The following is a 24,124-nucleotide window of genomic DNA, read 5'->3' on the forward strand; positions in this document are numbered from 1 at the left end:
CGCCAGCGCGCCGCCATCGCCGTTCGCCGCCGGCAGCCGGCTCAATACGATCTGCCCCTGCGGCTGCAGGCGGAAAGCCACCGGATTGCCGCCGATCAAGCGCCGCAGGCCCTGTTCAACGCTCATGCTGCCGTTCAACGCCGCCGCCTGCATGCCGTCGAGCTTCACCTCGTCGAAAAACACCTGCATGCCGGCCTGCTCGGCGAAGCGCAGCATGGCGCTCTGCAGAGGCTGCGCTTCAATGTTGAAATTCTTTTGCTGTGCGGCCTGCGCGCCGCTCGCTTCAGCCTGCGCGGCGATCGCCACAACAGGCTGAGTCAGCACCATCGCCGCCAACGCAGCGCGTACCGCCGTGGCCAAGCGGCCGGCCGGCGTGGTTCCCTTGTGAATAAACATGCGTGTGTGTTCCACCCGAAAGAATGCCAAACCAAGTGATAATGGAAATCAATCTCGTTTAAACATAAGGACGTTCCGGAGGGTGAAAACCCGTAAAGATTTTTTACAGAAAGTGAAAATAGCGGCGAAACGGGCGTCCCGGCCCACCTGCGCCGCTCAGTAAAGCAGCGTGATGCCGGGGAGATTCAGTTGGCGGGCGGCGAGTTCCTGACGAATGGCGCTGACACCGTCGTCGAGTTTATTGAGCGCGAACACGCCGCTTACCGTGCGCGCTCTCAGCGCAGGGGTGACAGCCACGATGCGCGTCTCGCGATAGCGGTTGAGCTGCGCGAGCGCCTGCGTCAGCGGTTGGCGGTCGATCACCAGCCAGCCGCGCCGCCAGGCATCATCGCCGGCCGTTTGCCGCGTCAGCCACAGCAGGCCGCTGCGGTAATGCGCCGCCTGGCGTTGCGCGACCACCAGCGAGCGCTCGCCGCGCTCGAGCGTCACCCGCACGCTGTGCTGATGCACGCTGACGTCGACGCCCTGCCCGGTGCGCGCCACGCTGAACTCGGTGCCCAGCGCCTGGGTGACGCCGTTTTCCGCCTCTACCCTGAACGGGCGCTTTTCCGGCCCGTTCACCGGTGCGACGATAAAATAGGCGGCGCCGCTCAGCAGCCGCACCTTGCGTTCGTTGGCGGAATAGGCCAGCGCGATCGCGCTGCCGCTGTCCAGCGCCACCCGGCTGCCGTCCGGCAACGTGACTTCGCGCACCTCGCCGCGAACGGTTTGATAATCCGCCTGCATGCCGATCCATATATCCGGCCCGCGATAAACGCCGAAGGAAACGGCGATCGCCACCGCCGCCGCCATCGCCCAGCGGGCTCCTCTACGGCGAAATGGCGTTTTCAGCGCCGCTACCTGCGGCTGCAGCGCCTGTCGCTGTTCTGGCGGCAGTTGCCCCAGCGTCGCCCACAGCAAGCGAGCCTGACGCAGCGCCGCCGGATGCTGCGGATCATCGGCCAGCCAGGCCTCCAACGCTCGCCGCTGGTCGGCGGCCAGCGCCCCTTCGGCCAGGCGCACGGCCCAGGCGGCCGCCTGTTGCCGCGACTGCGCGGTTAGCGGATTCATGATGGCATAGACCCCTGTTTTTTCTGGTTATAGGTTAAGACGTCTGAAGGCGGATAAACCCGTAAAAAAATTGTCATTATTGATCGTCCATCAACGTCATCAGCCGCTCCAGCGCGCTGGCCAGATGCTTCTCCACCGTACTGAGCGATACGCTCAGTTGAGCCGCCACCTGCGCCTGGGTCAGCCCGTCGAGCCGGTTGAGCCGGAAAATCTGCTGCGTGCGCGGCGGCATGCCCGCCAGCGCCTGTTGCAACAGCTGCAGCATTTGGCTGTCAATCGCCAGCTGCTCGAGCGCCGGTTCGCCGGAGGGATACTGCGCCAGAATGTCATCCTCTACCGCATCAGTCTGTCGCCGCTGCTGTTGCCGAAGATGGTCAAGCATCAGATTCTTGGCGGTTTTATACAGGTAAGCCTCGATATCGAGAATATTGCCCTGCGGGTATTGCTCGGTGAGGCGGGTAAAACTTTCCTGCGCCAAATCCGCGGCCAGCTGAGGGTCGCGCAGTTTGGCGTTCAAGTAGGCTTGCAGCGGCCGCATATGGCGCAGAAACAGCGCCTGCAACTCGGAATTGGACATCTCTTTTCCCAGAAGTGAAACACCCAATAGGGGCGATAAAAATCACATAAATGATTATCATTATCAATATTGTTCTGGGAAATATGTGCTAAGGCAGGGATAAACAGGAAACCGGCCTGACGCCGGTTTCCGCTGGGCTGCAGGTCAGAGCTCTAACGCCTCGTCTTCATAGCGATGCTTGGCGTCGAGCGCTTCCTGCTCGGTTTCATGCTCACTGAGCAGCGTATTCGGCTCAATGTCGTCGGTGCGCACCTCAAAGCGGCGCAGATGCAGGTTCGGGTCGCCTCGAAACACCTCTACGACGCGGGCACTCCGTGGATAAGCAGGTTGATCATTTTCGCGCATGCCGTTCTCCCGTGTGTTTCACACAGTAGCAAGTATAGCAGCCGCCCTCATTCCGACACGCGCGAGCCAAGATCGCGATCGCCGGGATCGCCCGCCAACAGCTCGGTCAGTTCTTCGCAGGCGCAAATGCGGCCTTCACGCACGGTGAAGTGCGCCAGCACCCGCACGCGGCTGCAGGTGCCGTCGCGCTTTTCCACCTCGACCAGATGGTGGGTCAGCACCGCCTCGCCCTGCTCCGCCGCCGCGATGATGCTCAGCGTCATGCGGCGGGTTTGCCGCTTCAGCAGCGCCATATGCTGCTCAAACTGCTCGAAGTGCAGCACCTTGCCATCCACCTGCTGGCGGTAGTCCGCGCTGAAGCGGGCGGCGAGCTGGGCCGGCCGATGCTCCGGGTTGGCGACGATCTGCCGCAGCGTATCGAGCACCAGATTCAATGGGGTAAGTTGAGTCATCACGTTTCTCCGAATAGGGTGAATGGCGATCCTATCTCGGTCGGGTGATGGCATAATAACCGTATCAGGACTTTCAATAACGTTAAACGGCCAACACGATGCAGATCCGCAGCCAACGCCTTCAGCATGAAAAAAAGCACCTGACGCCCTGGCATCAGCACCAAGGCGGCCAGATCTATCTCTTGACGCGCGGCATGCTGGCGCTGGAACTGCCCGGCCGGCAATGGGCGATCACCGGCGGCACGCTGGGCTGGCTGCCGCCGGGGTGCGCCCATCAGGCCCTGGCCTGCGGCGATGTGGCGGGCTGGAGTCTGTATCTGCCGGTGGAAAGCGCGCCGGAGATGCCGCTGCAGCCGCAGCTGTTCACGGCCTCTGCGCTGTTGCAGGCGCTGGTGGAACGCATCGCGCAGTTCCCTGCCGGCCCGCTGAGTGCGCCGCAACGGCGGCTGCTGCAGGTGCTGCTGGACGAAATGCACGCGGCGAGCGGCGCCCCTTTGCAACTGCCGCTGCCGCAGGACGCCCGGTTGCTGAACATCGCCCGCGCGCTGCTGAACGATCCCGCCAGCCTGCGCAGCCAGCGCGACTGGGCCGTCTGGGCCGGGCTCAGCCCGCGCACCCTGAGCCGCCGCTTTCTGCAGGAAACCGGCATCGGCTTCGCGCTGTGGCGCCAGCAGGCGCGGGTATTGCGTTCACTGGAGGGATTATCACGCGGCGAAGCGGTCGGCGAGGTGGCCGACGCCTGTGGCTATGACAACGTCAGCGCCTATATCGCCGCCTTCCGCCGCCGCTTCGGCGTCACGCCCGGCGCCTACTTTGCGGCAGTTCGGCTAACGGAATAGGGAAACGGGCGCACGGCGCCCGAAGAGAAGAAAAGGTTATTTCACCGTCTCACGCGGTAGCACCGCGAGGATTTGTTCCACCACCCGCTGCGGATCGGCCGCCGCATCCATCACGTAATGCGCGGCGTCCTGATACAGCGCTTCGCGCGCCGCCAGTACCTCGAGCATCTCCTCGGCGATCGGCCTGCCGGTGAGCGTCGGGCGCTGCGCATCTTCCGGATAGGCTTCCAACCGCTGCGCCAACACGCTGGCCGGCGCGCGCAGGTAGATAACGGTGCCATGCTGACGCATAAACTGACGGTTCTCCTCCGCCAGGATCGCGCCGCCCCCAGTGGCAACTATGGTTGACGGTTTGGTCACGGTCTGCAACGCGATAGTCTCGCGGCGGCGGAACCCCAGCCAACCTTCGCGCTCGACCATTTCCGCCACGCTCATCTGCGCCGCCTGCTGCATAAACAGATCGGTATCGACGAACTGATAGCCCAACGCCAGCGCCAATGCGCTGCCTACCGTGGTCTTGCCGGCTCCGCGAGCGCCTACCATGAACAGGGTTTGTGTCATTACGGGTTGTCCCTTATACGGTGACTTGAGTGCATTGCATACCAAAATACCGAACGGGTGCGATGGCGTGGTGGCAGCATCATACCCTGCCCGCTCTGTATTTCAATATTTACGATAGTGTAAATTCCATGGCACAGCGACTGCCGGCGGCAAAGCCATGCGCCAGATCCTCATCCAGATGCCGCCGCAGGGCGACCGTGAGTTGCGCGCCTTCAAGCGGCCGGAATCCCAGCCGCCGGTAGTAAGGCGCATTCCACGGCACGTCAATAAAGGTGGTGAGCGTCAGGCGACAGGCGCCTTGCCGTTTGGCCTCTTCCGCCACCGCCCCGATCAGGCGGCGGCCGACGCCCTGCCGCTGCCAGGTGCCGGCGACCGACAATTCGGCGATGTGCCAATCTTCCCCCTGAGCCTGCACGGCGATAAAACCGGCGCACTCGCCGTGGTCGCTTTCCGCCAGCCATTCACGGCGATCGGCAATAAATGCGGCGTGCTGTTGCGGGGTCATCACCTCGCCTTCAGCGATAAAGCGCCATGTCGGCTGCTGGCGAAACAGCTGCGCCGCCGAGCGTTCAACCGCCATCAGATGCGCGATATCCCGCTGCTGCGCCAAACGAATCTGCAGGCTCATGCGTTCTCCTTAACGTTGGGGCGGTTATTTAAGCAAATTTCACCGCCCGTGGCTTAGAAATCGATACTGCCGCGCAGCACCACCTCACGCGGCTCCCCCACCGCCACGCGCAAGTTGCCCCCGCTGGATGGGTAGTAGGTTTTATCGAACAGGTTCTTCACGTTCAGCTGCCATTTCACCCGATAGCCGTTGATCGGCATGGTGTAAGCGGCGAACGCATCGGCAACGGTGTAATTATCCAGGTAGAAGCTGTTGGCGGCGTCACCCGGGCGGCGGCCGACATAGCGCGCGCCGGCGCCGATGCGCACCTCATCGCCGCTGTACAGGCCCAGACTGCCCAGGTTCTGGGTCAGGAACAGCGAGGCGGTGTGGCGCGCCACGTTGGTCATCTCTTTGCCCTTGTTGTCCGGATCGTCCACCACGCGGGCGTCGGTATAAGCATAGGAGCCGATCAGGCTCAGCGAATCGGTGAGATTGCCGGCCACGTCCAGCTCCACGCCCTGCGAACGCACGCGCCCGGCGGTGCGCGTCACGGTTTCGCCCTCCACCAGCTCATTGACCATCACGTTGCGCTTGGTGATGTCGAACAGCGCCAGGGTGCCGGTGACGCCGTTAGGCAGCGCCAGCTTGCCGCCGACTTCCCAGGATTTGCCCTGCTCCGGCGGCAGCGAACCGATCTGGGTGGCGATGGAGGAGTTCGGCTTGAACGACTCGGTATAGCTGCTGTACAGCGACACATAAGGCGTCAGCTTGTACACCACCCCGGCGCGCGGCACCAGCTTGCCGTCCGAGCTGTCGGTGTTGGTCTGGAACGGCCGCCCCTTGCCGGCATAGACGTCGAAAGCGTCGTAACGCAGCCCGCCCATCACCAGCCATTTATCGGTCAGTTGGATAGAATCCTGCATAAACCAGCCGTAGCTGGTGAGGTTTTCCCGCTGGTCGCTGTCTTTGGCGCTGACCGCCGTCGACGGCGGCATCAGGCCGTATACCGGATGATAGATATTGAAATCGCCGTTCTTTTTGCCGCGGATCATGTCGCCGCGGTAGGTGCGGTTATCCTCAAAATCGAAGCCGAACAGCATCTGGTGGTTGATGCTGCCCCAGTCCACGTCGCCATTGAGCGTCAGCTGCACCGCGTTGGCATGACTGACGGCGTTGGCAGTCGCATCGGCCTGGCGGCTCAATTTACCGTTCTCCGGGTTCAACGCCGTGGCGCGCGCCTGGTTGTCGCTGTAGCTGTTGCGACTATAGGCGTAGGTCAGCGAGCTTTTCCAGCGCTCGTTGAGCGTCTGATCGATCTGCAAAGTGACGCTGTCCTGATCGCCGCGGGTGGCGTTGTAAGCCTCGTCGAAACGGCGATCGCGCGGCGTATTCACCGGTTTGCCGGTGCGCGAATCGATAATAGTGCCGCGATCGAACGGCACCAGATATTCCATATGCTCGTAGGCCAGCCGCACGGTGGTGTTCTCGCCGTACCACATCAGCGAGGGCGCGATCACCGTCTGACGATTGCGGCCAAAGTTGCGCCAGTAGTCGGTTTCATCGTGATCGACGATCATCCGATAGGCGAATCCCGACGTGCCGAGCGGCCCGGTGACGTCGAGCTGGCCGCCGCCGCCGTTGAAACTGCTGCCCCAGCCCTCCACGTGGGTATGCTGCTGCAGCTGGGGCTTTTTGGTGATCATGTTGATCATCCCGCCCGGCTCGCCCATGCCGTACAGCATCGAGGCCGGCCCCTTGAGCACCTCCACCCGTTCGGTGGTCGGCGTGAAGTTGCGCGCCTTCACCGAGCGCACGCCGTCGCGCAGAATGGAGCCGTCGCGGTTGTCGCCGAAGCCGCGCTTCATTACCGCGTCCTGAGTGCCGCCCAGCGTGTTGGCCTGGGTAATGCCGCTGACGTTGTATAACGCTTCGTCCAGGCTGCTGACCGCCTGATCGGTAATCACCTGCTGCGGCACCACGTCGATCGCCTGCGGCACGTTCAGCAGGTTGGTTTCGCTGCGGGTGCCGGTGACGCTGGTCAACGGCTGATAGCTCTGCACGCCGTCGGCGTCTTTACGGCCGATCACCACCAGGTTCTCGTCCTGCGACGCGGCTTTTTCCGCCGCCCACGTCGGCGATGTCGCGCAGGCCGCCAAAGGCAATGCGCACCACCAACCGCGCTTGTTGTTATTCATTATCTAACTGACTCCAATAGGTCCCTGAAAAAGGTAACGGCAAAAACTGCTGATACAGCTGTTGGAAGGTCTGTTGCGGGTTAATGTCGGCGAACAGATCCGGGTAAAACGCTTTGGCGAACATCTCGACCAGCACCACGTGGTACGGGCTGAGGTAAAAATTGTGCCAGACGCTCCAGGCACGGTGGTTTTTCACCGCCTGCAGGCTGGCCAGCATCGGCTGTTTGGCGATCAACTGGTGGAAGCTGGCGGCAGCCTCCTGTGGGCTGACCTGCGGCCCGAGGCGCAAGTCGGACAGCCGTTTGCCCTGCGGCCCGGCCATGCCGGTGGCGAGGTAAACGTCGGGATTGGCGCTCAGAATGGTTTCCGGGTTCAGTTCGCCATACACGCCTTTGACGCTGGCGTTGGCGATGTTGTCACCGCCGGCGAAGGTCAGCAGATCGCCGAGATTACCGTGCGCGGCGGTGGTGCAGCAGGTGTCGCGTCGCCCCAGATGCAGATGCAGCATCACTTTGGGTTTCGCCCCCTGATAGCCCGCCAGCCGTTGCTGAATCACCGCCATATGCTGCTGATAAAATTCGATGAACTGCTCGGCGCGCTCCTGGCGATTGAGCACGTCGCCCAGCAGCCGCACGCTCGGCACGGTGTTGTTCAGCAGATCGATGCGCAGATCGACATAGATCACCGCCACGCCGGCCTTGTTCAACGCGGAAACCAGCAGATCGTTGTCGCCGTCTTCACGCGCGTAGCGCGCCAGGATCACCAGATCCGGCTTCAGCTGCAGCAGGCTTTCGATATTGACCTGGCGAAAATTGTTGCCGCTGATAACGGGGATCGCGGCGATCTGCGGAAACTTCTGCGTATAAAGCTGCCAGCTTTGCGCATCGAAGCGCGCCAGATCCGCCGGCCAGCCGACGATGCGCTGCGCCGGGTTGCCCGGCTCCAGCAGCGCCAGCGTATACAGCATGCGGCTCTCTCCCAGCACGATACGCTGCGGGTTATCCGGCACCACGACCTGACGGCCGGTGATGTCGGTGACCGTTTTCGCCTGGGCGGGGAACAGGCCGAACCACAGGGAAAGCAGCAGTAAAATGAGGGAATTGCGCATGATTGAGCCGAAACGGAGAAATAGTGTGCGCATGATAATCACTCTCATTAGCACTTGCAATCCTGCACCGCGATTGCCAAAAGAAATCCGGGAAACGACGCCGGACGCGGGGCGAAACACCGCGAAACCGCTAAAAGAACGGCTTTAAAAAGTTAAAAAAATGGCCGAAAAATAGGTTAAATGGGGTAGGAACCCAGAAAAGAATCGGGAGACATCCATGACTCAACGCATCATTCCGCTGTCGGATTGCCCGCAGTTTGCCGATGTGTGCGCCGCCTGGGCCTTCGGCCAGTGGGGCTCACAGCGCGGCGGCTCGCTGGAGCGCACCCAGCTGCGCTTCGCCCAATGCAGCCGGCCGAGCGACGATCACCTGACGCTGATGATGATCGACGGCGATCGCCCGGTGGGCATGGCCAGCCTGTGGCCCAGCGACGATCATCAGCGCCAGGACCTCACCCCGTGGCTGGCCGGCGTCTTCGTGCATCCCGATCACCGCCGCAAGGGCATCGCCCACCGTCTGGAGATGGCGATCGTCGAGGCGGCGCGGCAGCGCCATCATCCCGTCTTGCATCTGATCACCGACAAGTCGGAAGCGCTGTACGCCGGCTGGGGTTGGCATCCCCTTGAACGCCGCCGGCAGCACGACGAAGAGGTGGTGGTGATGGCGAAGAAACTGTAGTTAACGCGGGGTACAAACATACACCAGCGCCGGCGGGAAGTTGCGCACTACCCGCAGGCGTTTCCAGTGAAAATAGCGTGACAGCAATTTTTCCGACAGGTGACTGTATTGGAACAGCACCAACGTGCCGTCGCGCGCCAGCAGCCGTTGCCGGGCCTGCTGAAGAATGCGCGCGCTGATCCTGAGCGGGATCGACAGCAGCGGCAGACAGGAAAACACCACGTCGTAATCCGTGGCCATCCGGGTCGCCGAATGGGCCATCACCTGCAGCCGCCGATCGTCAATCCCGCGCAGCCGATGCACGAAATGGGGTTGGATCTCGAAAGCCTCCAGAGTCGCGTCGGCGCGCATCCGCCCCAGGATGCGTTTGGTCAGTACGCCGTCCGCCGCGCCCAGCTCCGCGATCGACAGCGCCCGGGTCCACTCCACCTGGTTCAACATCGCCTGACACAGCCACGGGGAGGAAGGCGCCAGCGTACCGACGGTGCGCGGTGAAGCCATAAATTGCTGCAGGTAAGCGAAGTGATTCATCAGTTGTAGCCGGGTCGCATTTAACATTGAGGCCTCCTTGGGTTAAGCCCCCAATGTGAACCGAATTTCTTAAGTCTTCATTAACATGATTCCGAAAGCGGCGAACACAGTTGTAATCAAATGCAACCTCCGCGGCAGCGGCACAAATAAAAACGGTCGTAATAATGACCTGAAAATAAGCCGCTTATACGCCGACTTACCAGATAATTATTACGACCGTTTATTTTATTGGCCACGTTGCCGTGGCCAAAGGGTAAAAAGTCAACGCTTAGCGATAAATTTCCGCATTGCCGCGCCAGTTGCTGGAGTCCCCGGGGGTGTCCAGACCGATGATGCGGTAATGGCTGGCGCCGTCCGCCGCGGCTTTTTCTTTCAGGGCGTGAATGGCGTCATGCGGTGAGCCGCTAATGCCGGAAACCGACACCACGCCGAGGCTTTGCAGATTGGCGGCCTGCTCGCTGTTAACCTGTTTCACCGACGACAGCGGCGCGGCGAAAGTGGAGAATGAGGCGGCGGCGATCAAGACTGCTGCGATGCTTGGGATAAGTTTCATGATTGACTCCAGGTGTTCTTGTTTATTAGCTCGTGGTCAGTGATGTTAATTATCCGCTAGCCAATGAAAACGGACGTCATGCAACGTAAAGAACATCAATCATTGTGAGGAGAATAAGGAGGAAGTGAGAGCGAGTGTGTATTTTCAGGCGGGAATGACTTTATAGACCTCACCTTACCCCTATTTGATGAACAATTAAAGACGGTGCGAGATAAAGAATGGGCGCCGTCGCTATTTAAGATTTTTTACCCGCCGGAGCGCGCTGAGCTACGCTGATTTTGTGGCTTACCCTTTTAAGGAAGAACGCTTATGTCGCAAAACCTGCTGCGCGTGCGTGACGGTCATGGCGCTTCGGTCTCATTCTCCGAGCTGCTGTTCGATCTGATCTACGTTTTCGCCGTGACCCAACTCTCCCACTATCTGCTGCATCACCTGACGCTGACCGGGGCGCTGGAAACCCTGCTGCTGTGGTTCGCCGTCTGGTTGGCCTGGCAATACACCGCCTGGGTCACCAACTGGTTTAACCCGGATACCCGTCAGATCCGCCTGCTGCTGTTCGCGATCATGCTGCTGGGGCTGTTCGCCGCCGCCGCGTTGCCGCAGGCGTTTGGCGAACGCGGCCTGATCTTCGCCCTGTTCTACGTCGCCATCCAGGTCGGGCGTTCCATTACCGTGCTGCGCCTGCTGGAACCCGGCCACCCGTTAAAGCAAAACTTTCGCCGCATCCTCGGCTGGCTGTGCATCTCCGCCGTCTTCTGGATCGCCGGCGGGCTGGCGGAGGGCAGCGCGCGCCCGGCGCTGTGGGCGATCGCCGTACTGTGCGAATACGTCTCGCCGATGTTCGGTTTCCGTCTGCCGGTGCTGGGGCGCTCGGACAGCAGCAGCGAATGGACCATCGAAGGCCACCATCTGGCGGAGCGCTGCCAGCTATTCGTGATCGTGGCGCTGGGGGAGACCATTCTGATCACCGGCGCCACCCTGAGCGAGATGGAAAGCTGGAGCCCGCCGGTGCTTATCGCCTCGCTGGTGGCCTTTCTCGGCAGCCTGGCGATGTGGTGGGTCTACTTCGACACCAGCAGCAAAGCCGGCAGCCACGCCATCAGCCAGGCGGAAAACCCCGGCCAACTGGGCGCTTACTTCCATTACGTCCACGTTGCGCTGGTGGGGGCGATCATCGTCTGCGCCGTGGCCAACGAGCTGGTGATCGCCCATCCCGACGGCCGCATCCAACACGCCACGGCGGCGGTGTTGCTGCTCGGCCCGGCGATTTACCTGCTCGCCAATGCGCTGTACAAACGGCTGGTGTATCACCGTTTCCCGCTGTCGCATCTGGTCGGGCTGCTGGCGCTGGCGGTATTGGCCCCTTTCGCCTATTTAACCGATCTGCTGATGATCAATGGCCTGACGACGCTGATCATGGTGATGGTGGCGGTGTGGGAGAGCATCTCGCGCGGCAGAGCGCCGCAGCGGCAGGCGGAAGCCTGAAGCAAACGGGGGCGCTGTCGCCCCCGCTGTGAGATTGATGACAAAACTCATGCTATTGCCGGGTTTGCAAAGAGCAGCGGATAAAAAACAAGGAAAATCAATTTATTGATTTTCGGATGATGGCCACAAAGGAGGAAAAACCACGTTTTTTCCTCCTTTGTCAACGGTCTGACGGGGGCGCTGTCGCCCCCGATATCGGTCACTGCAAGGGTTGCGGCAAGGTGAGCACCCAGAGCTCGCTCAGCGATTCCGGCTGCTCCAGCGGGCGCAATTCGATGCGGGCGTCGGTCTTGTCGCCGTCGAGGCTCAACCGCCCTTCTTTCTCCAGCTGATAGTCGCCGATTTTCTTGCTCTTTGGCGACGCATCCACCAGCTTCGCCTGCAAGCCGAAATCATTGTCATTGATCACCGCCAGCGTGCGATCGTCGATCAGCGCCAACCCTTCCGCTTTCTCCTGACGCCAGCCCAACTGGCGCAGATCCGCCACTTCCCGTTTCTGCGCCAGCTTCACGCCGCGTTTAGCGAGATCTTTCGCGTCGTCGAACTCCAGCGCTTTCCCCTGGCCGTCAAACGCGCTCAGATCGCTGGCCTGCGCGAGATCCACCAGGTAGATTTTGTTGATCATCGTTTTGTCTTTACCGCTGCCCTGTTCAATCAACAAGATGCGCTGATTGTCCAACGCCACCACATCGCCAATCTTGGCGTCTTTGGCTTTTTTATAGCTGTCGACATCGATGGGATAGCCGTACATGGCGGTTTTGCCACTACGCGGATCGAAGCTCACCAACCGGGTAAACTGCGCCTTGTTTTTGCTTTTGCCATCGACATCCAGCGTGCTCTGCACCGCCGCCAAAATGCGCCCATCCGGCATCCGGGTCAGCCCCTCAAAACCGCGATTAGGCTGGCGCCACTTCAGGATGTTCGGCAAACCGCCCGCCACCGCCTGCTCGCCGGCCTGTGGCGTTGGGCCGTATTTGGCGAGAATTTTACCTTTGCCGTCGATATGGATCAGAAACGGGCCGTACTCATCGCACAGCCAGTAACCGCCGTTGCCGTCACTGGTAATGCCCTCGGTATCCAACCCGCGGCGATCGCCCGACAGCGCCTGCAATGCGTCATTCAACGCCACTTCGTTCGTGGAACCAATCAGCTCGCTCGGCAGCGGCAGTCCGCTAATCGGCCCTTTTTCGTCATGCAAAGGCCGTGCATTCTCGGCCACGGCCTTGCCGCCGCCGATGCGGATGTCCATCAACAGAGGCGTGAATTGCGGATTGGCGAAAATCTTGGCTTCTTGCTTGCCCACCGCCGGGGCATCGGCATTAGGGCCGCGATCGGTCAGCGTCGTCAGCACCAGATCGTCGCCCTGTTTCCGGTTGAACGTCAGCCCGGAGCCGATTCCCACCGGCAATCCCTGCGGGAAATTTTTGGCGAACGCCCCCTGATAGGCGACGCGTTCCCCGCCGGGGAAGCCGACCACATAACGCGCCACCTCAATATCAGCAGCATGAGCCAATACAGGAAACAGTGAAGCCAACAGCAGGGAGAGCGATTTTATTTTCATGTTTTTTTACCCGAGGTTGAATGAAGCGTTGTCAGGCAGAAGACGATATTAATTTAGCATGACACTTAGATGACAATAGGCGCTTCGTCAAATGTAAAACAGGCAATATGATTGGCTGGCAAATAGAAATTAGCAATTAACCCGAGCGTATTGAATGGAGAAAACCGCTGGAAAAAAATGCCCGGAAATAGCCCGTCATTTCGCTTAGGGTAAATTCTCATAGCGAAGATAAAAAAATCGGCAAACGCGCGCCAGTGCGGTGAAAAACGGTGTTTTTCCCATAGACAAAATAAAATGCCGGGGATTTAATACCGCCGTTATTCAAGGTGCATTAAGAAAATTCTATAGAATATCTGCATGAACTGAAAAAGCTGTTCTATAGTTTTTAGTGCTAACGCCCGTTAGTCTATTCCGCAGGATGGAATCTATGTCAAAGCGACTTTTTGCTGAATTTTTTGGCACATTTTGGTTGGTGTTTGGTGGTTGTGGTAGCGCAGTATTAGCAGCGGCATTCCCACAGCTGGGTATTGGTTTCCTCGGCGTCGCGCTCGCTTTCGGTCTGACCGTAGTGACGATGGCCTATGCCGTCGGCCATATTTCCGGCGGGCATTTTAACCCGGCGGTCACCGTCGGCTTATTCGCCGGCGGCCGTTTCGCGGCGAAAGACGTTATTCCTTACGTTATCGCTCAGGTCATCGGCGGTATCGCCGCAGCGGCGGTGCTGTATTTGATCGCCAGCGGCAAAGCCGGTTTCGACGCCACCGCAGGCGGTTTCGCCTCCAACGGTTACGGCGAACACTCACCAGGCGGTTATTCTCTGCAAGCCGCGATCGTGATTGAGCTGGTGCTCACCGCCTTCTTCCTGATCGTTATTCACGGCGTAACCGACAAGCGCGCGCCGGCAGGCTTTGCCCCGCTGGCGATCGGCCTGACGCTGACCCTGATCCACCTGATCAGCATCCCGGTGACCAATACCTCCGTCAACCCGGCGCGCAGCACCGGCGTAGCGATCTTCCAGGGCACCTGGGCGCTGCAGCAGCTGTGGGTATTCTGGCTGGTGCCACTGGTCGGCGGCATTATCGGCGGCCTGATCTACCGCTGCCTGCTGGAAGACAAAAAATAAGCGCATCTTGTCGATAGCGTTTCGCGGGGCAGCCTTTATCGGCTGCCCCGTTGCTTTCAGCCTCTCGTCGCTTCAAACATCATGATATCGCTGGTAAAGGAGCCGTCCGGCTGAATGGCGAAATGCGCCGCCACCTCTTGCGACACGCTTTGCTGCAGCGCGCGGATCGCGGTAACGAAATGCGCCGGCGTGCGCATACGCGCCACCCAACTGCCGAACTCCAGCACCAACCGATCCGACGTCACCTCACGCACCACCAGCCCGGCCTCGGTCAGCAACGTCAGCCATTCGCCCGGCGCATAGTTGCGCACGTGCGAGGTATCGCGCAGCACTTCCACGGTTTGCAGATAGATATCCAACAGCGGATGCCCCGGCGAAACCACGTCCATAAAGATCGCTTTGCCGCCCGGTTTGAGCACCCGCCGCACTTCGCGCAATGCCTGGCCAACGTCGTGCCAGTGGTGCGCCGAATAACGGCTGATCACCAGATCGAAACTGGCGTCCTCAAACGGCAACGACTCCGCCACCCCCTGTTGCAGTTGGATGTTGCCCAGACCTTTTTCCGCCGCCGCCTGCTTCACCACCGCCAGCATTTGCGCCGACAGATCGTAGGCCACCACCTGCGCCACCCTGGCCGCCGCCGTGAAGCTGGCGTGCCCGGCGCCGCAGCCCAGATCGAGCAGGCGCGCGTCGGCGTGCGGCGCCAGCAACTGCGTGAGACGTTGCAAATCCTTGCCCTGCGCATGCACCGCACTGGTTAAATAAGCGTTGGCCTGCTCGCCGAACTGCCGGTCTACCGCGTTTTTGTGACTGTTGCTGATGCTCATGTTTGCTCCCGTTATTATCCGGCTTGCGCCTGTGCCTGAAGGCTTTCGGCTACTATAATCAGGCTGATATACGGGTACAATATGAGCAGTTATCCTGGTATAAATAGGTACCATGCAATGTCATCAGAAGCCTTATCCGGGCCAAAAGCCCTCGGTGCGTTTCTGCGCGCGCACCGCGAACGCATCACGCCGGAAATGATCGGCCTGCCCAGCTCTTCACGGCGCCGCACCAGCGGCCTGCGGCGCGAAGAGCTGGCGCAGATCAGCGGCATCAGCGCCACCTGGTATACCTGGATAGAACAGGGGCGCGAGGTGTCCATTTCCCCCTTCACGCTGGCGCGCATCGCCGGGGCGCTGCGGCTCGGCCTCGCCGAACGCCACTATCTGTTTACCCTGGCGCGCGTCGCCGATCCTGAGCAGGAAACGCACCGCGAAACCGCCAATGACGCGGTGCTGCAAAGCGTGCATCAGATGACGGTCCCCTGCTATCTGTTGGACGTGACCTGGAACGTCGTCGCCTGGAACCCGCAGGCGGCGACGCTGTTCAGCGGCTGGCTGGATGCGGCCAACAGCCCCAACCTGCTGCACTTCATGTTCTTCCACCCGCTGGCGAAAACGCTGGTCAGCGATTGGGAAGAACGCGCGCGCCGCGTGGTGGCCGAGTTTCGCGCCGAGACCAGCCATCATCAAAATACCGAAGAGATGCGCGCCTTTGTGCGCAACATGACGCACAACAGCGCGGACTTTAATCACTGGTGGAAGCAGCATGACGTGATGGCGCGCGAAGGCGGCGAAAGAACCTTCGAGCATCCTCAGCAAGGCGCGCTGCGCTATCGCCAGCTCACCTTTCACCCGGCGGAACACGGCGGCCTGAAGCTGGTGATGCTGATCCCGCTGCCGTAATTGGTAACAAATTCATAGACAGGTTTACCCACCATTTATTTATTGGTTCACGCAAACGCGCTAGGGTGATTGTTACCGATGATAGTGATCATCCAGCACCGTTATTTATCTCCTGAGGTACTCCTATGCAATCCGAAGAACAACGCCTTATCGATGGTCTGTTTGGCCGCCTGAAAGAAGCCGAGACCAAGACTGGCCCACGGGATCTCCAGGCAGAGCAGCAAATCAATCAGCATATTCGCGAGCAACCTTCCGCCCCTTATTACATGGCGCAGGCGATGATCATTCAGGAAGCGGCGCTCAAGCAGATGGACCAGCGGGTCAAAGAGCTCGAGGCCCAGGTGGCGCAGCTGCAGCAAAACGCCAACGGCCAGCAGAGCAGCGGCGGCTTCCTGGCCGGGCTGTTCGGCGGCGGCAACCGCAGCACGCCGAGCCCGCGTGAACAGTATCAGGCGCAGCAGCAAAATACGGCGGCCTGGAACAACGCGCAGCAGGGGGGCTACGCGCAGCAGCAGCAGCAGCCTGCCTATGCCCAACCTCAGCAGGCGGCGCCTTCACGCGCCGGCGGCTTCCTGGGAGGTGCCTTGCAAACGGCGGCCGGCGTCGCCGGCGGCGTGGTATTGGCCGACATGCTGACCGGCATGTTCCGCCATTCGCAGCCGCAGGAAATCGTGAACATTATCGAAGAGACCCCGGCGCAATTGGACGACAGCGCGATGCGCAATTTCGACGCCTCCAACAACCTTGATACCTTCAACAACGGCGATGGCGGCAGCTTCCTGAACCAGGACAACGGCTTCCAAAACGCCAACTATCAGGACGACACGGACTACGCCGACGACGATTACAACGACGACGACGATTCCTTCCTGTAATACCCGTTCCCCCTCTCGCCCTGAGAGGGGGATTTCCCGTTTCGCCGATCTGGACTACAGTGAACGCTGTTCATTTATCCAGTCAGGAGAAACGACGATGAGCTTTACGCCTTCAGATCCGTTCTTCAGTGAACGCCTGCAGATGCGCCCGCCGGTGATGGCGGACCTCGAACGCTTCTACGCCATCTTCGGCGATCCGCAAACCCAGCGCTTTAACCCCGCCGGCCCGCTTACCAGCGAAGCGCAGGCCGCTTCGGCGCTGCAAGACCGGCTCGCCGGCTGGCATCAACACGGCTACGGCTCCTGGGCGCTCGCGCTGCGCGAACGGCCGGATTGGATTATCGGCTTTGGCGGATTGTCCTGGAAACCGCTCGGCGCGCAGCGCACCGTGAACCTCGGCTATCGCTTCGACACCCGCGTGTGGGGCATGGGGCTGGCCACGGAAATGGCGCGCACTTCATTGCGGTACGGTTTTATCGGATTAGGTCTGGAGGAGATTTCCGCCATTGTGCGGGCGGAGAATCAGGCATCGTGGCGAGTGCTGGAAAAGATCGGTATGCAGCGGGCGGATACGCTGGATGACGTGCCCGGCGCGGCGCCGAGCCTGGTGTATACGCTAAGGCGCTGCGACTATCAGGGCTGATCGTCGCTGATTTTGGCCAACGCCAGGCGATAAGATTTGACCTTCTGGCGTTTTTTCAACCAGGTGGTGGCAGAGACGATGAACACCGCGCCCGACATCGCCAGCACGCCGGTCGGATGGCCGTAAAACACCATCAAGGCAAAGTACACGGCGGAAACGATCGCCACCCATTTCGCCGTATTGCCCATGTCGTTTTTCTCCTGGGTCAAACGGCGGATGTGCTCTTCTTCACTGATTCCCATACGCGCTCCTTGTTGGCTGAACGTTCCATTATATGGGGCTGGAGTGTTGATATTTCAAGCGGTTGGATGGTAAAGAAGCGTAAAGCTCAGGCCGGCGGTTCCGGTCGCCGCGGCAGATAGCGCCCGGGTTGATCGGCACCCGGCAGACCGGCGCCGTCATTACGGCCAAACAGCCGGTAGCGATTGCCGGCGACCGCGTCGTACACCTTGTCCGCCAGCTTCGACGGCAGATAACGCCCCAGCGCCAGCGCGCGGTATGGCCAAGCCAATTGGCGCAGCGCCTGAAACAACGCCGCCGAACGCAGCCAATAACGCCCCTGCTCAACATAGACCACGGAATCGAAACGATCGGTCGGCAATCCCAACGCCTGCAGGATCGCCTGTCCTTCGACGGATTGCACCGTCGCCAACAAAATGCGCCGTTGCCGATCGGCGCGAATCAAATATCTCACCAGCCCATGACACAGATTGCATTCGCCGTCGAACAACAGCGCGCGATCGCCGGGTTGGAGGTAAGGCAGCTGTGATAAAGGGGTCATCCCGCCTCCCGATAAACGCTCGCCTTAGCCTAACGCGCCTTGAGCGTACGGGCCAGAGCGGGATGACAAGGCCCGTTAAGGCGCAGGCGGCGCGTCAGGCACGGCCACTACCGCGATGCGCACTTCATAGTGTTTGGCGGTGCCGGCCGGGATCACCGCCGTCAGTTTGTTGATGGTCTCCACCGGATTATCGCTGGCCGAGGTGGCGCAGAACAGCTCGCCGCCGCGGCAGAAACCCGGCTTGGGCGGGTGCCCGCCCGGGAAAGGCGGCATGCGCATCGGCGCGTCCATCAAAGGCGGCAACGCATTGGCCGCAGGCTTCTCAGGCGCCGACATCGCGCTCGCGCTGAACAGCAGCGCCGCCCCCATGCAGGGCAGCGCCAGGATCTTGATTGCTTGTTTCATTGAATTAGCCTCATTTGCCGGGTTCGGGATTACGCTACCCCGCCCCCGGCCAATGAGAAAGCCGCTTTTCGCTACCTTTTCGCCCCGCTGCGCTTTGCTTACATCCCGCGTCTAACGTGATGAAAGGCGAAAGGTTGGGTAAAGGGCCGTCGCGTTACTTACCGTTGGTCAGCGTGTTGTAGCTGGTCATCAGGTTGCGGTAGTCCGGGATATGGTTGGAGAACAGCGTGCCCAGGCCTTCGATATCGTTGCGCCAGTCGCGGTGCAGCTCGCAGGCGACGCCGAACCAGGTCATCAACTGCGCGCCGGCGGCCTCCATGCGGCTCCAGGCCGACTGACGGGTCAGTTCATTGAAGGTGCCGGAGGCGTCGGTCACGACAAATACCTCGAAACCTTCATTGAGCGCAGACAGCGCCGGGAATGCCACGCACACTTCGGTCACCACGCCGGCGATGATCAGCTGCTTGCGGCCGGTGGCTTTCACCGCCTTGACGAAGTCGTCGTTGTCCCAGGCATTGATCTGGCCAGGACGCGGAATGAAGGGGGCATCGGGGAATTGGGCTTTCAGTTCCGGCACCAGCGGGCCATTGGGGCCGTTTTCAAAACTGGTGGTCAGAATGGTCGGCAGGTTGAAATACTTCGCTAAATCACCCAGCGCCAGCACGTTGTTTTTAAACCGATCGGGATCGATATCGCGTACCAGCGAAAGCAGCCCTGCCTGATGATCCACCAGCAATACGGCAGCCTGGTCCTTGTCGAGGCGTTTGTAATTTGCAGTCATGGTTTTACTCCTGTGGGGTTTGATGTTGCGGATGAAATGCCCCGCCGGTGTGACGGGGCATTGAGATTTAAGTGTAGCGCCTGAGCCAGGGAGCACTTCCCGCCCCAGGCGCAGGCATCAACCGACGCTCGCTTCGGCCTTCATGCTGCCGAACTTGCCGCTGTTGAAGTCGCGGAACGCCTGCTGGATTTCCGCGTCGCTGTTCATCACGAACGGGCCGTAGCCGACGATAGGCTCATCGATCGGTTCACCGCTCAGTACCAGCAGCGCGACGTCGTTGTTGGCTTCGATAGTGATCGAGTCCCCCGCCCGGTCGAAACGCACCATTTGGGTTTCGCGCACTACTTCTTCGCCGTTGACCAGGATCGCGCCGTGCAGCATCACCAGCGCCAGCGTATGGCCTTCTTTCACCGTCAGCGTGGTGGTGTGGCCGGCATTCAGCTTCATGTCCCACACGTTGAGCGGGCTGAAGGTGCGCGCCGGTCCGGCATGGCCGCCGAAGTCACCGGCGATCACCCGCACCTGCCCTGCGCCGTCCGCCAGCGGAACCACCGGAATGTCGGCGTTCAGCAGCGTCTGGTAACCCGGCTCGGCCATTTTGTCCTTGGCCGGCAGGTTGACCCACAACTGCACCATTTCCATGGTGCCGCCGTTGCGCGAGAAGTCCCGCGAATGGAACTCTTCGTGCAGGATGCCGGAGGCGGCGGTCATCCACTGAACGTCGCCGGGGCCAATCACCCCGCCGCTGCCGGTCGAGTCGCGATGCTCCACTTCGCCCTGATAGACGATGGTCACCGTTTCAAAACCGCGATGCGGGTGCTGACCCACGCCGCGGGTGCCGGAGGCGGAGCGGAATTTGGTCGGCGCCGCGTGATCCAGCAGCAGGAACGGGCTCATTTCCGCCCCCAAATCGTTATAAGAGAACAGCGAATTCACCAGGAAACCGTTACCGACCCAGTGCGCTTCCGGGCTGTTGTGAATACCGAGGATTTTTTTCATCTTGAACTCCCGTTTCAGACCTCACGGCCTTAAGTTGATGCCAGAAGTTTAATCTGCCGGGGTTTGCTGCAGTAGTAGGCAAGATGTACACTCAGCGTTCTACTGGTGGAACGATAAGGGCTACGATGCAGACCGATCTGAACGACCTGTTTTTCTTCGCCAGCGTGGTCGATCACCAGGGATTCGCCCCCGCCGGCCGGGCGTTGGGCATTCCCAAATCCAAACTCAGCCGCCGCGTGGCACTGCTGGAAGAGCGGCTGGGCGTGCGCCTGATCCAGCGCTCGACGCGGCGTTTCTCAGTGACCGAGCTCGGCCAAACCTATTATGCGCACTGCAAGGCGATGCTGGTGGAAGCGGAAGCGGCACAGCAGGCGATCGAACAGACGCGCGCCGAACCCTGCGGCACGGTGCGCATGTCCTGTCCGGTAGCGATCCTGCACACCCGCGTCGGCAGCATGGTGGCGGCCTTTATGGCCGATTACCCCAAGGTGACGGTACATCTGGAGGCCACTAACCGCCGGGTGGACGTGGTAGGTGAAGGGCTCGATCTGGCGATCCGCGTGCGGCCGCCACCGCTGGAGGACAGCGATCTGGTGCTGAAGATCCTGGCGCAACGCACCTGGTGCGTCGCCGCCAGCCCGGCGCTAGTGCGCACTCTCGGGCCGGCGCAAACGCCGGAAGACCTGCGCAAATACCCGACGCTCGATCTCGGCCCGGCGCGCGCTCAGCACCAATGGCGGCTGACCGGCCCGCAGGGTGAACAGGTGGAATGGGAGCACACGCCGCAGCTGGTCACCGACGACATGCTGATGCTGCGCACCGCCGCCATCGCCGGCGCCGGCATCGTTCAGCTGCCGGCGATGATGATGCGCGACGATATGCTGCGCGGCGAGCTGGTGCAGCTGCTGCCGGGCTGGCAGCCGCAGGGCGGCGTGGTGCATGCGGTCTACCCGTCGCGCCGCGGCCTGTTGCCGGCGGTGCGGCTGCTGCTCGATTATCTGGGCGAGCAGTTCGCCAGCATCGAAGAAGAGTGATCAGGCGGTGATTTCGATCGCGTTGCCGTCCGGATCGCGGAGGACGGCCTCGTAGAAGCCATCGCCGGTCCAGCGCGGCGCGGACAGCAAGATGCCTTCCTGCTGTGCGCGCTGCGCCAGCAGATCGACCTGCCGCTCATCCCCCAGCGACAGCGCGATGTGCGCCCAGCCCACCCGTTCCTCCTGAGCCTGCGCCGGCAATAACGTCGGCACGCGCATGATCTCCAGCGTCGGCCCGGCCGCCAGGCTGACGAAACGGGAAACGAACCCCGGCCGATTGCGGCTGACGTACTCCTCGCCCGCCTCACCGTTGAAATAACGCTGCCAGAACGTCAGCTGCGCGTCGATGTCGCGGGTCCACAGGGCAACATGGGCTATTTTCATCATCATTCTCCGGTCGATAAGTCGCTGTGCCAAACCTGGCCGCCGCCCTGCGCCACCTGCAACTCGAGCTGCGGGTGCGCGCCGCGCGCCGTCACCAGATGGTCCACCCGCCCGGCGGGCAGGAAGGGATAAGGGGCGTAGGTATTGAGTTTGTCGCGGGTACACAGCACCGCCACGCTGCCGGCGCGCCTCAGCAGCCGCTTTTTGAAGGTGGCGTCCTGATAGCTCAGCGCGGAAAAACCGCCGTCCGGGTCATAGGCGCAGATACCGGTGAACACCAGATCGAAATGAAAGCCGTCGATCTCTTCCGCCGCCTTGGCATCCACGCAGCCGCCGACCTGTTCATCCAGTTCACCGCCGATCAGAATGGTGCGGATCCCCGGCCGTTCCAGCATCTTCACGGCGATGCTCAACGCATTGGTCACCACCGTCAAACGCCGATCGCGCGGCAACAACTCCGCCAGATACAGGTGAGTGCTGCCGGCGTCGAGGAAAATCAGCTGTTCTTCGCCGATCAGCGCCAGCGCGGTCTGCGCCAGCGCCAGCTTCTCATCGCCGCTGAGCGCCATGCGCGCCGCAACCGGGCCATCGACCGGCGTTGGCGCCAACGCGCCGCCATAGATGCGCTTGCACAGGTTTTGCGCCGCCAGCTGGCGCAGATCGCGACGGATAGTCGCTTCAGTCGTATTCAGCCGCTGCGCCATCTCCAGAGCCAGCACCCGCCCCTGTTGGCGGAGCGTTTCGAGAATAGCCTGGTGGCGTTCATTCGGTAACAATTTGGACATCACATAAGCCCGCTGATGCTAAAGTGATCACAAATGTACATAAATGAACAAAATCGTACAAACATTTTTTCACCACGCTGAATCGACGGCGCTCATCTAGACTGAGAGAGACATCACAGATAAAGGGATTATTACGCGATGACCTCCGCCGTGCTTTATACCCTGTTTCCCGCCGCAGCTACCGTCATCGGCGCGGCGGTGGCGCTCTATCGTCGCCCCGGCGACGCCACGATGCGCGTCATCCATCACTTTACCGCCGGCATCGTTTTCGCCGCCGCAGCCACTGAGATCCTGCCCGATCTCAAACAGCAGTCGCCCGTGGCCGTATTGCTGGGCGGTGCCGCGGGGGTGCTGTTGATGTTGTTGGTTCGCCGGCTGGGCGAAAAGGCACAGGGGCCGGTCGGCTTTATCGCCGCAGTCGGCGTCGATATCTTCATCGATGGGCTGGTGCTGGGCATTGCCTTCGCGGCCGGCGCCAAAGCCGGTTTGCTGTTGACGCTGGCGTTAACGCTGGAGGTGCTGTTCCTGGGGTTGTCGATCGTCGGCGATTTGAAAGATTTCCTCGGCAGACGGCTGCGCGCCATGGCGGCGATCGTCGGGCTGGCGCTGCTGCTGCCCATCGGCGGCCTGCTGGGGGCCCCGGTGGCCATGCTGGGCGCATTTTGGCTGACCACCTTCCTGGCCTTTGGCCTGATCGCCCTGCTCTACCTGGTGACCGAGGAGCTGCTGGTCGAAGCGCATGAGGGCGGGAAAGAGACCCCGTTCGCCACCGCGATGTTCTTTGCCGGCTTCCTGCTGCTGTTGCTGTTAGAGGAAGGTTTGGGGTAAAAAAACAGGAATTTCATGGCGCATGCCGCCCGGTGGCAACGCTTTGGCTATACTGAGGCAAGCGAAGTTACCGCAGACGTAACGGCTTGGGCGCAAAGGGAAAACGATGTTATTGACGATCGCAAGGTGGCTGTTCCAATTACCCGGGAAGCTGTTTGGGCTGATTTTTAAAAATCGCCTGAGGATATTTCTGTTCTTCATGCTGGTTGCCGTCGGGGTGCTCGGCGCCAAGCGCTATCTGCGCGCCCACCAGTATGACGACGAATTCAGCCTCTCCGCGCCCACCGATTACAACCGCGCGATCAAGCGCGAACTGCCGCAGCGCGAAGCGCGTGAGCAGTGCGGCGGACCGCTGCATGATAATGCCGGGCAAGCTTGGCCTGCGTCAGCCGGCTATCTGCATCAGCCGACTCAGCTGCCTGCCACCGGCCTTCATCGGCTGACGCTGGACAACCGGGACAACGGTTTCGCGGTGCTGGTCAAGCTGGAAACGCCGGCGGCGCCGCAACAGCTGGCGGAAGTTTTTATCCCGGCCGCCGGCAGCTTCGAGGTGAAAATCAATGCGGATGCGGAACACGTGATGAAAATCAAGAACATCAAGACCGGCTGCATGTTCCGCTCCAGGCCGTTCAACCTGGATAAGCAGAGCGATTGGCGCCTGCCGCTATCGCTGCAAAAGGACGGCAGCCTGCAGCTGCAGCCGATAGGCGATCGCCAATTCTGATCGGGCGCCGGGCAGAAAAACCGGCGCCGC

General features: G+C 61.0%; 31 protein-coding genes. 10 read left to right on the forward strand and 21 right to left on the reverse strand.

The features are described from left to right. The 5 genes from GKN89_RS21905 to GKN89_RS21925 all read right to left on the reverse strand — a co-directional run. Positions 1 to 396 (reverse strand): STN domain-containing protein (locus GKN89_RS21905; protein WP_195934029.1); only part of this gene is annotated, 396 nt, incomplete at its 3' end. A gap of 156 nt (positions 397 to 552) precedes the next feature. Beyond that, positions 553 to 1,506 (reverse strand): FecR domain-containing protein, encoded by a 954-nt coding sequence (locus GKN89_RS21910; RefSeq protein WP_019454233.1) that lies wholly within the window; start codon positions 1,504 to 1,506, stop codon positions 553 to 555. Between the two features lie 76 nt (positions 1,507 to 1,582). Next, positions 1,583 to 2,083: an RNA polymerase sigma factor gene (locus GKN89_RS21915; protein ID WP_019454234.1), complete on the reverse strand. Its 501-nt coding sequence runs from the start codon at positions 2,081 to 2,083 to the stop codon at positions 1,583 to 1,585. 144 nt (positions 2,084 to 2,227) lie between these two features. Further along, positions 2,228 to 2,428, reverse strand: coding sequence for a YaiA family protein (locus tag GKN89_RS21920; protein ID WP_004940491.1), 201 nt, complete (start codon positions 2,426 to 2,428; stop codon positions 2,228 to 2,230). Between the two features lie 47 nt (positions 2,429 to 2,475). Next, the gene (locus GKN89_RS21925; protein ID WP_025160072.1) at positions 2,476 to 2,880 is read right to left on the reverse strand and encodes a nuclear transport factor 2 family protein; all 405 of its coding nucleotides are present in this window, start codon (positions 2,878 to 2,880) and stop codon (positions 2,476 to 2,478) included. Between the two features lie 98 nt (positions 2,881 to 2,978). Here GKN89_RS21925 and GKN89_RS21930 point away from each other — a divergent pair, with 98 nt between their 5' ends. Further along, positions 2,979 to 3,719, forward strand: a complete 741-nt coding sequence (locus GKN89_RS21930) for an AraC family transcriptional regulator (RefSeq protein WP_154747764.1) — start codon at positions 2,979 to 2,981, stop codon at positions 3,717 to 3,719. Positions 3,720 to 3,755: 36 nt separating this feature from the next. Here GKN89_RS21930 and aroL read toward each other — a convergent pair whose 3' ends face one another. From aroL to GKN89_RS21950, 4 genes are all read right to left on the reverse strand, one after another. Further along, entirely contained in the window at positions 3,756 to 4,280 is a 525-nt protein-coding gene (gene aroL, locus GKN89_RS21935) for a shikimate kinase AroL (protein WP_063918821.1), read from the reverse strand. Positions 4,281 to 4,389: 109 nt separating this feature from the next. Continuing rightward, entirely contained in the window at positions 4,390 to 4,908 is a 519-nt protein-coding gene (locus GKN89_RS21940; protein ID WP_019454238.1) for a GNAT family N-acetyltransferase, read from the reverse strand. 53 nt (positions 4,909 to 4,961) lie between these two features. Beyond that, on the reverse strand, positions 4,962 to 7,085 hold the full coding sequence (locus tag GKN89_RS21945; protein WP_154747765.1) for a TonB-dependent siderophore receptor: 2,124 nt from the start codon (positions 7,083 to 7,085) through the stop codon (positions 4,962 to 4,964). Next, positions 7,078 to 8,193 carry an ABC transporter substrate-binding protein gene (locus tag GKN89_RS21950; RefSeq protein WP_019454240.1) on the reverse strand — a complete coding sequence of 372 codons (1,116 nt, stop codon included), beginning with the start codon at positions 8,191 to 8,193 and terminating at the stop codon, positions 7,078 to 7,080. Before GKN89_RS21950 ends, GKN89_RS21945 begins: the two co-directional genes overlap by 8 nt. Before the next feature lie 217 nt (positions 8,194 to 8,410). Between GKN89_RS21950 and GKN89_RS21955 the strand changes: the two genes are divergently transcribed. After that, positions 8,411 to 8,872: a GNAT family N-acetyltransferase gene (locus GKN89_RS21955; RefSeq protein WP_019454241.1), complete on the forward strand. Its 462-nt coding sequence runs from the start codon at positions 8,411 to 8,413 to the stop codon at positions 8,870 to 8,872. Here the strand turns inward: GKN89_RS21955 and GKN89_RS21960 are convergent, their stop codons facing one another. Both GKN89_RS21960 and GKN89_RS21965 read right to left on the reverse strand, forming a co-directional pair. Beyond that, positions 8,873 to 9,430: a class I SAM-dependent methyltransferase gene (locus GKN89_RS21960; protein WP_025160073.1), complete on the reverse strand. Its 558-nt coding sequence runs from the start codon at positions 9,428 to 9,430 to the stop codon at positions 8,873 to 8,875. Between the two features lie 241 nt (positions 9,431 to 9,671). Continuing rightward, positions 9,672 to 9,956 (reverse strand): YdgH/BhsA/McbA-like domain containing protein, encoded by a 285-nt coding sequence (locus GKN89_RS21965; protein ID WP_019454243.1) that lies wholly within the window; start codon positions 9,954 to 9,956, stop codon positions 9,672 to 9,674. A 309-nt stretch (positions 9,957 to 10,265) separates the two neighbouring features. Between GKN89_RS21965 and GKN89_RS21970 the strand changes: the two genes are divergently transcribed. Beyond that, the gene (locus GKN89_RS21970) at positions 10,266 to 11,441 is read left to right on the forward strand and encodes a low temperature requirement protein A (RefSeq protein WP_154747766.1); all 1,176 of its coding nucleotides are present in this window, start codon (positions 10,266 to 10,268) and stop codon (positions 11,439 to 11,441) included. Positions 11,442 to 11,640: 199 nt separating this feature from the next. On the opposite strand, the gene GKN89_RS21975 is transcribed toward GKN89_RS21970, so the two are convergent. Continuing rightward, positions 11,641 to 13,002, reverse strand: a complete 1,362-nt coding sequence (locus tag GKN89_RS21975; protein WP_063918818.1) for an esterase-like activity of phytase family protein — start codon at positions 13,000 to 13,002, stop codon at positions 11,641 to 11,643. A gap of 427 nt (positions 13,003 to 13,429) precedes the next feature. Here GKN89_RS21975 and aqpZ point away from each other — a divergent pair, with 427 nt between their 5' ends. Beyond that, complete coding sequence (gene aqpZ, locus GKN89_RS21980) at positions 13,430 to 14,125, forward strand: aquaporin Z (protein WP_004940529.1); 696 nt, start codon at positions 13,430 to 13,432, stop codon at positions 14,123 to 14,125. A 56-nt stretch (positions 14,126 to 14,181) separates the two neighbouring features. Here the strand turns inward: aqpZ and GKN89_RS21985 are convergent, their stop codons facing one another. Then, a complete protein-coding gene (locus tag GKN89_RS21985) occupies positions 14,182 to 14,952 on the reverse strand; it encodes a class I SAM-dependent methyltransferase (protein ID WP_019454248.1) in 771 nt (256 codons plus the stop codon). A 117-nt stretch (positions 14,953 to 15,069) separates the two neighbouring features. Here GKN89_RS21985 and GKN89_RS21990 point away from each other — a divergent pair, with 117 nt between their 5' ends. The 3 genes from GKN89_RS21990 to GKN89_RS22000 all read left to right on the forward strand — a co-directional run bounded on the left by GKN89_RS21990 (position 15,070) and on the right by GKN89_RS22000 (position 17,373). Further along, positions 15,070 to 15,855 carry a helix-turn-helix transcriptional regulator gene (locus tag GKN89_RS21990; protein ID WP_154747767.1) on the forward strand — a complete coding sequence of 262 codons (786 nt, stop codon included), beginning with the start codon at positions 15,070 to 15,072 and terminating at the stop codon, positions 15,853 to 15,855. A gap of 125 nt (positions 15,856 to 15,980) precedes the next feature. Beyond that, positions 15,981 to 16,730, forward strand: coding sequence for a DUF2076 domain-containing protein (locus tag GKN89_RS21995; protein WP_154747768.1), 750 nt, complete (start codon positions 15,981 to 15,983; stop codon positions 16,728 to 16,730). A gap of 97 nt (positions 16,731 to 16,827) precedes the next feature. Continuing rightward, positions 16,828 to 17,373, forward strand: a complete 546-nt coding sequence (locus GKN89_RS22000) for a GNAT family N-acetyltransferase (RefSeq protein WP_154747769.1) — start codon at positions 16,828 to 16,830, stop codon at positions 17,371 to 17,373. On the opposite strand, the gene GKN89_RS22005 is transcribed toward GKN89_RS22000, so the two are convergent. The 5 genes from GKN89_RS22005 to GKN89_RS22025 form a co-directional block, all read right to left on the reverse strand. Then, positions 17,364 to 17,615, reverse strand: coding sequence for a hypothetical protein (locus GKN89_RS22005; RefSeq protein WP_063918814.1), 252 nt, complete (start codon positions 17,613 to 17,615; stop codon positions 17,364 to 17,366). The genes GKN89_RS22000 and GKN89_RS22005 overlap by 10 nt on opposite strands. A gap of 86 nt (positions 17,616 to 17,701) precedes the next feature. Then, positions 17,702 to 18,154 (reverse strand): thiol-disulfide oxidoreductase DCC family protein, encoded by a 453-nt coding sequence (locus GKN89_RS22010; protein WP_154747770.1) that lies wholly within the window; start codon positions 18,152 to 18,154, stop codon positions 17,702 to 17,704. A gap of 75 nt (positions 18,155 to 18,229) precedes the next feature. After that, positions 18,230 to 18,559, reverse strand: a complete 330-nt coding sequence (locus GKN89_RS22015) for a hypothetical protein (RefSeq protein WP_019454254.1) — start codon at positions 18,557 to 18,559, stop codon at positions 18,230 to 18,232. A 154-nt stretch (positions 18,560 to 18,713) separates the two neighbouring features. Beyond that, positions 18,714 to 19,340: an isochorismate family cysteine hydrolase YcaC gene (gene ycaC / locus GKN89_RS22020; protein WP_004928476.1), complete on the reverse strand. Its 627-nt coding sequence runs from the start codon at positions 19,338 to 19,340 to the stop codon at positions 18,714 to 18,716. Between the two features lie 117 nt (positions 19,341 to 19,457). Further along, entirely contained in the window at positions 19,458 to 20,339 is an 882-nt protein-coding gene (locus GKN89_RS22025; protein ID WP_019454255.1) for a pirin family protein, read from the reverse strand. Positions 20,340 to 20,464: 125 nt separating this feature from the next. Between GKN89_RS22025 and GKN89_RS22030 the strand changes: the two genes are divergently transcribed. Next, complete coding sequence (locus GKN89_RS22030; RefSeq protein ID WP_154747771.1) at positions 20,465 to 21,373, forward strand: LysR family transcriptional regulator; 909 nt, start codon at positions 20,465 to 20,467, stop codon at positions 21,371 to 21,373. Here the strand turns inward: GKN89_RS22030 and GKN89_RS22035 are convergent, their stop codons facing one another. Further along, complete coding sequence (locus GKN89_RS22035) at positions 21,374 to 21,757, reverse strand: glyoxalase/bleomycin resistance/extradiol dioxygenase family protein (protein WP_063918813.1); 384 nt, start codon at positions 21,755 to 21,757, stop codon at positions 21,374 to 21,376. A gap of 2 nt (positions 21,758 to 21,759) precedes the next feature. Continuing rightward, the gene (locus GKN89_RS22040) at positions 21,760 to 22,542 is read right to left on the reverse strand and encodes a DeoR/GlpR family DNA-binding transcription regulator (RefSeq protein WP_154747772.1); all 783 of its coding nucleotides are present in this window, start codon (positions 22,540 to 22,542) and stop codon (positions 21,760 to 21,762) included. Positions 22,543 to 22,680: 138 nt separating this feature from the next. Between GKN89_RS22040 and GKN89_RS22045 the strand changes: the two genes are divergently transcribed. Beyond that, the gene (locus tag GKN89_RS22045) at positions 22,681 to 23,370 is read left to right on the forward strand and encodes a ZIP family metal transporter (RefSeq protein ID WP_154747773.1); all 690 of its coding nucleotides are present in this window, start codon (positions 22,681 to 22,683) and stop codon (positions 23,368 to 23,370) included. Here GKN89_RS22045 and GKN89_RS24330 read toward each other — a convergent pair. Next, positions 23,350 to 23,571 (reverse strand): hypothetical protein, encoded by a 222-nt coding sequence (locus tag GKN89_RS24330; protein WP_162136464.1) that lies wholly within the window; start codon positions 23,569 to 23,571, stop codon positions 23,350 to 23,352. The genes GKN89_RS22045 and GKN89_RS24330 overlap by 21 nt on opposite strands. On the opposite strand from GKN89_RS24330, the gene GKN89_RS22050 reads away from it, so the two are divergent. Continuing rightward, entirely contained in the window at positions 23,477 to 24,094 is a 618-nt protein-coding gene (locus GKN89_RS22050; RefSeq protein ID WP_154747774.1) for a hypothetical protein, read from the forward strand. The two genes, GKN89_RS24330 and GKN89_RS22050, sit on opposite strands and share 95 nt — an antisense overlap. The last annotated feature ends 30 nt before the right edge of the window (positions 24,095 to 24,124 follow it).

Source organism: Serratia sp. YC16 (genome assembly GCF_009707615.1).
Classification (GTDB): Bacteria; Pseudomonadota; Gammaproteobacteria; order Enterobacterales; family Enterobacteriaceae; genus Serratia; species Serratia surfactantfaciens.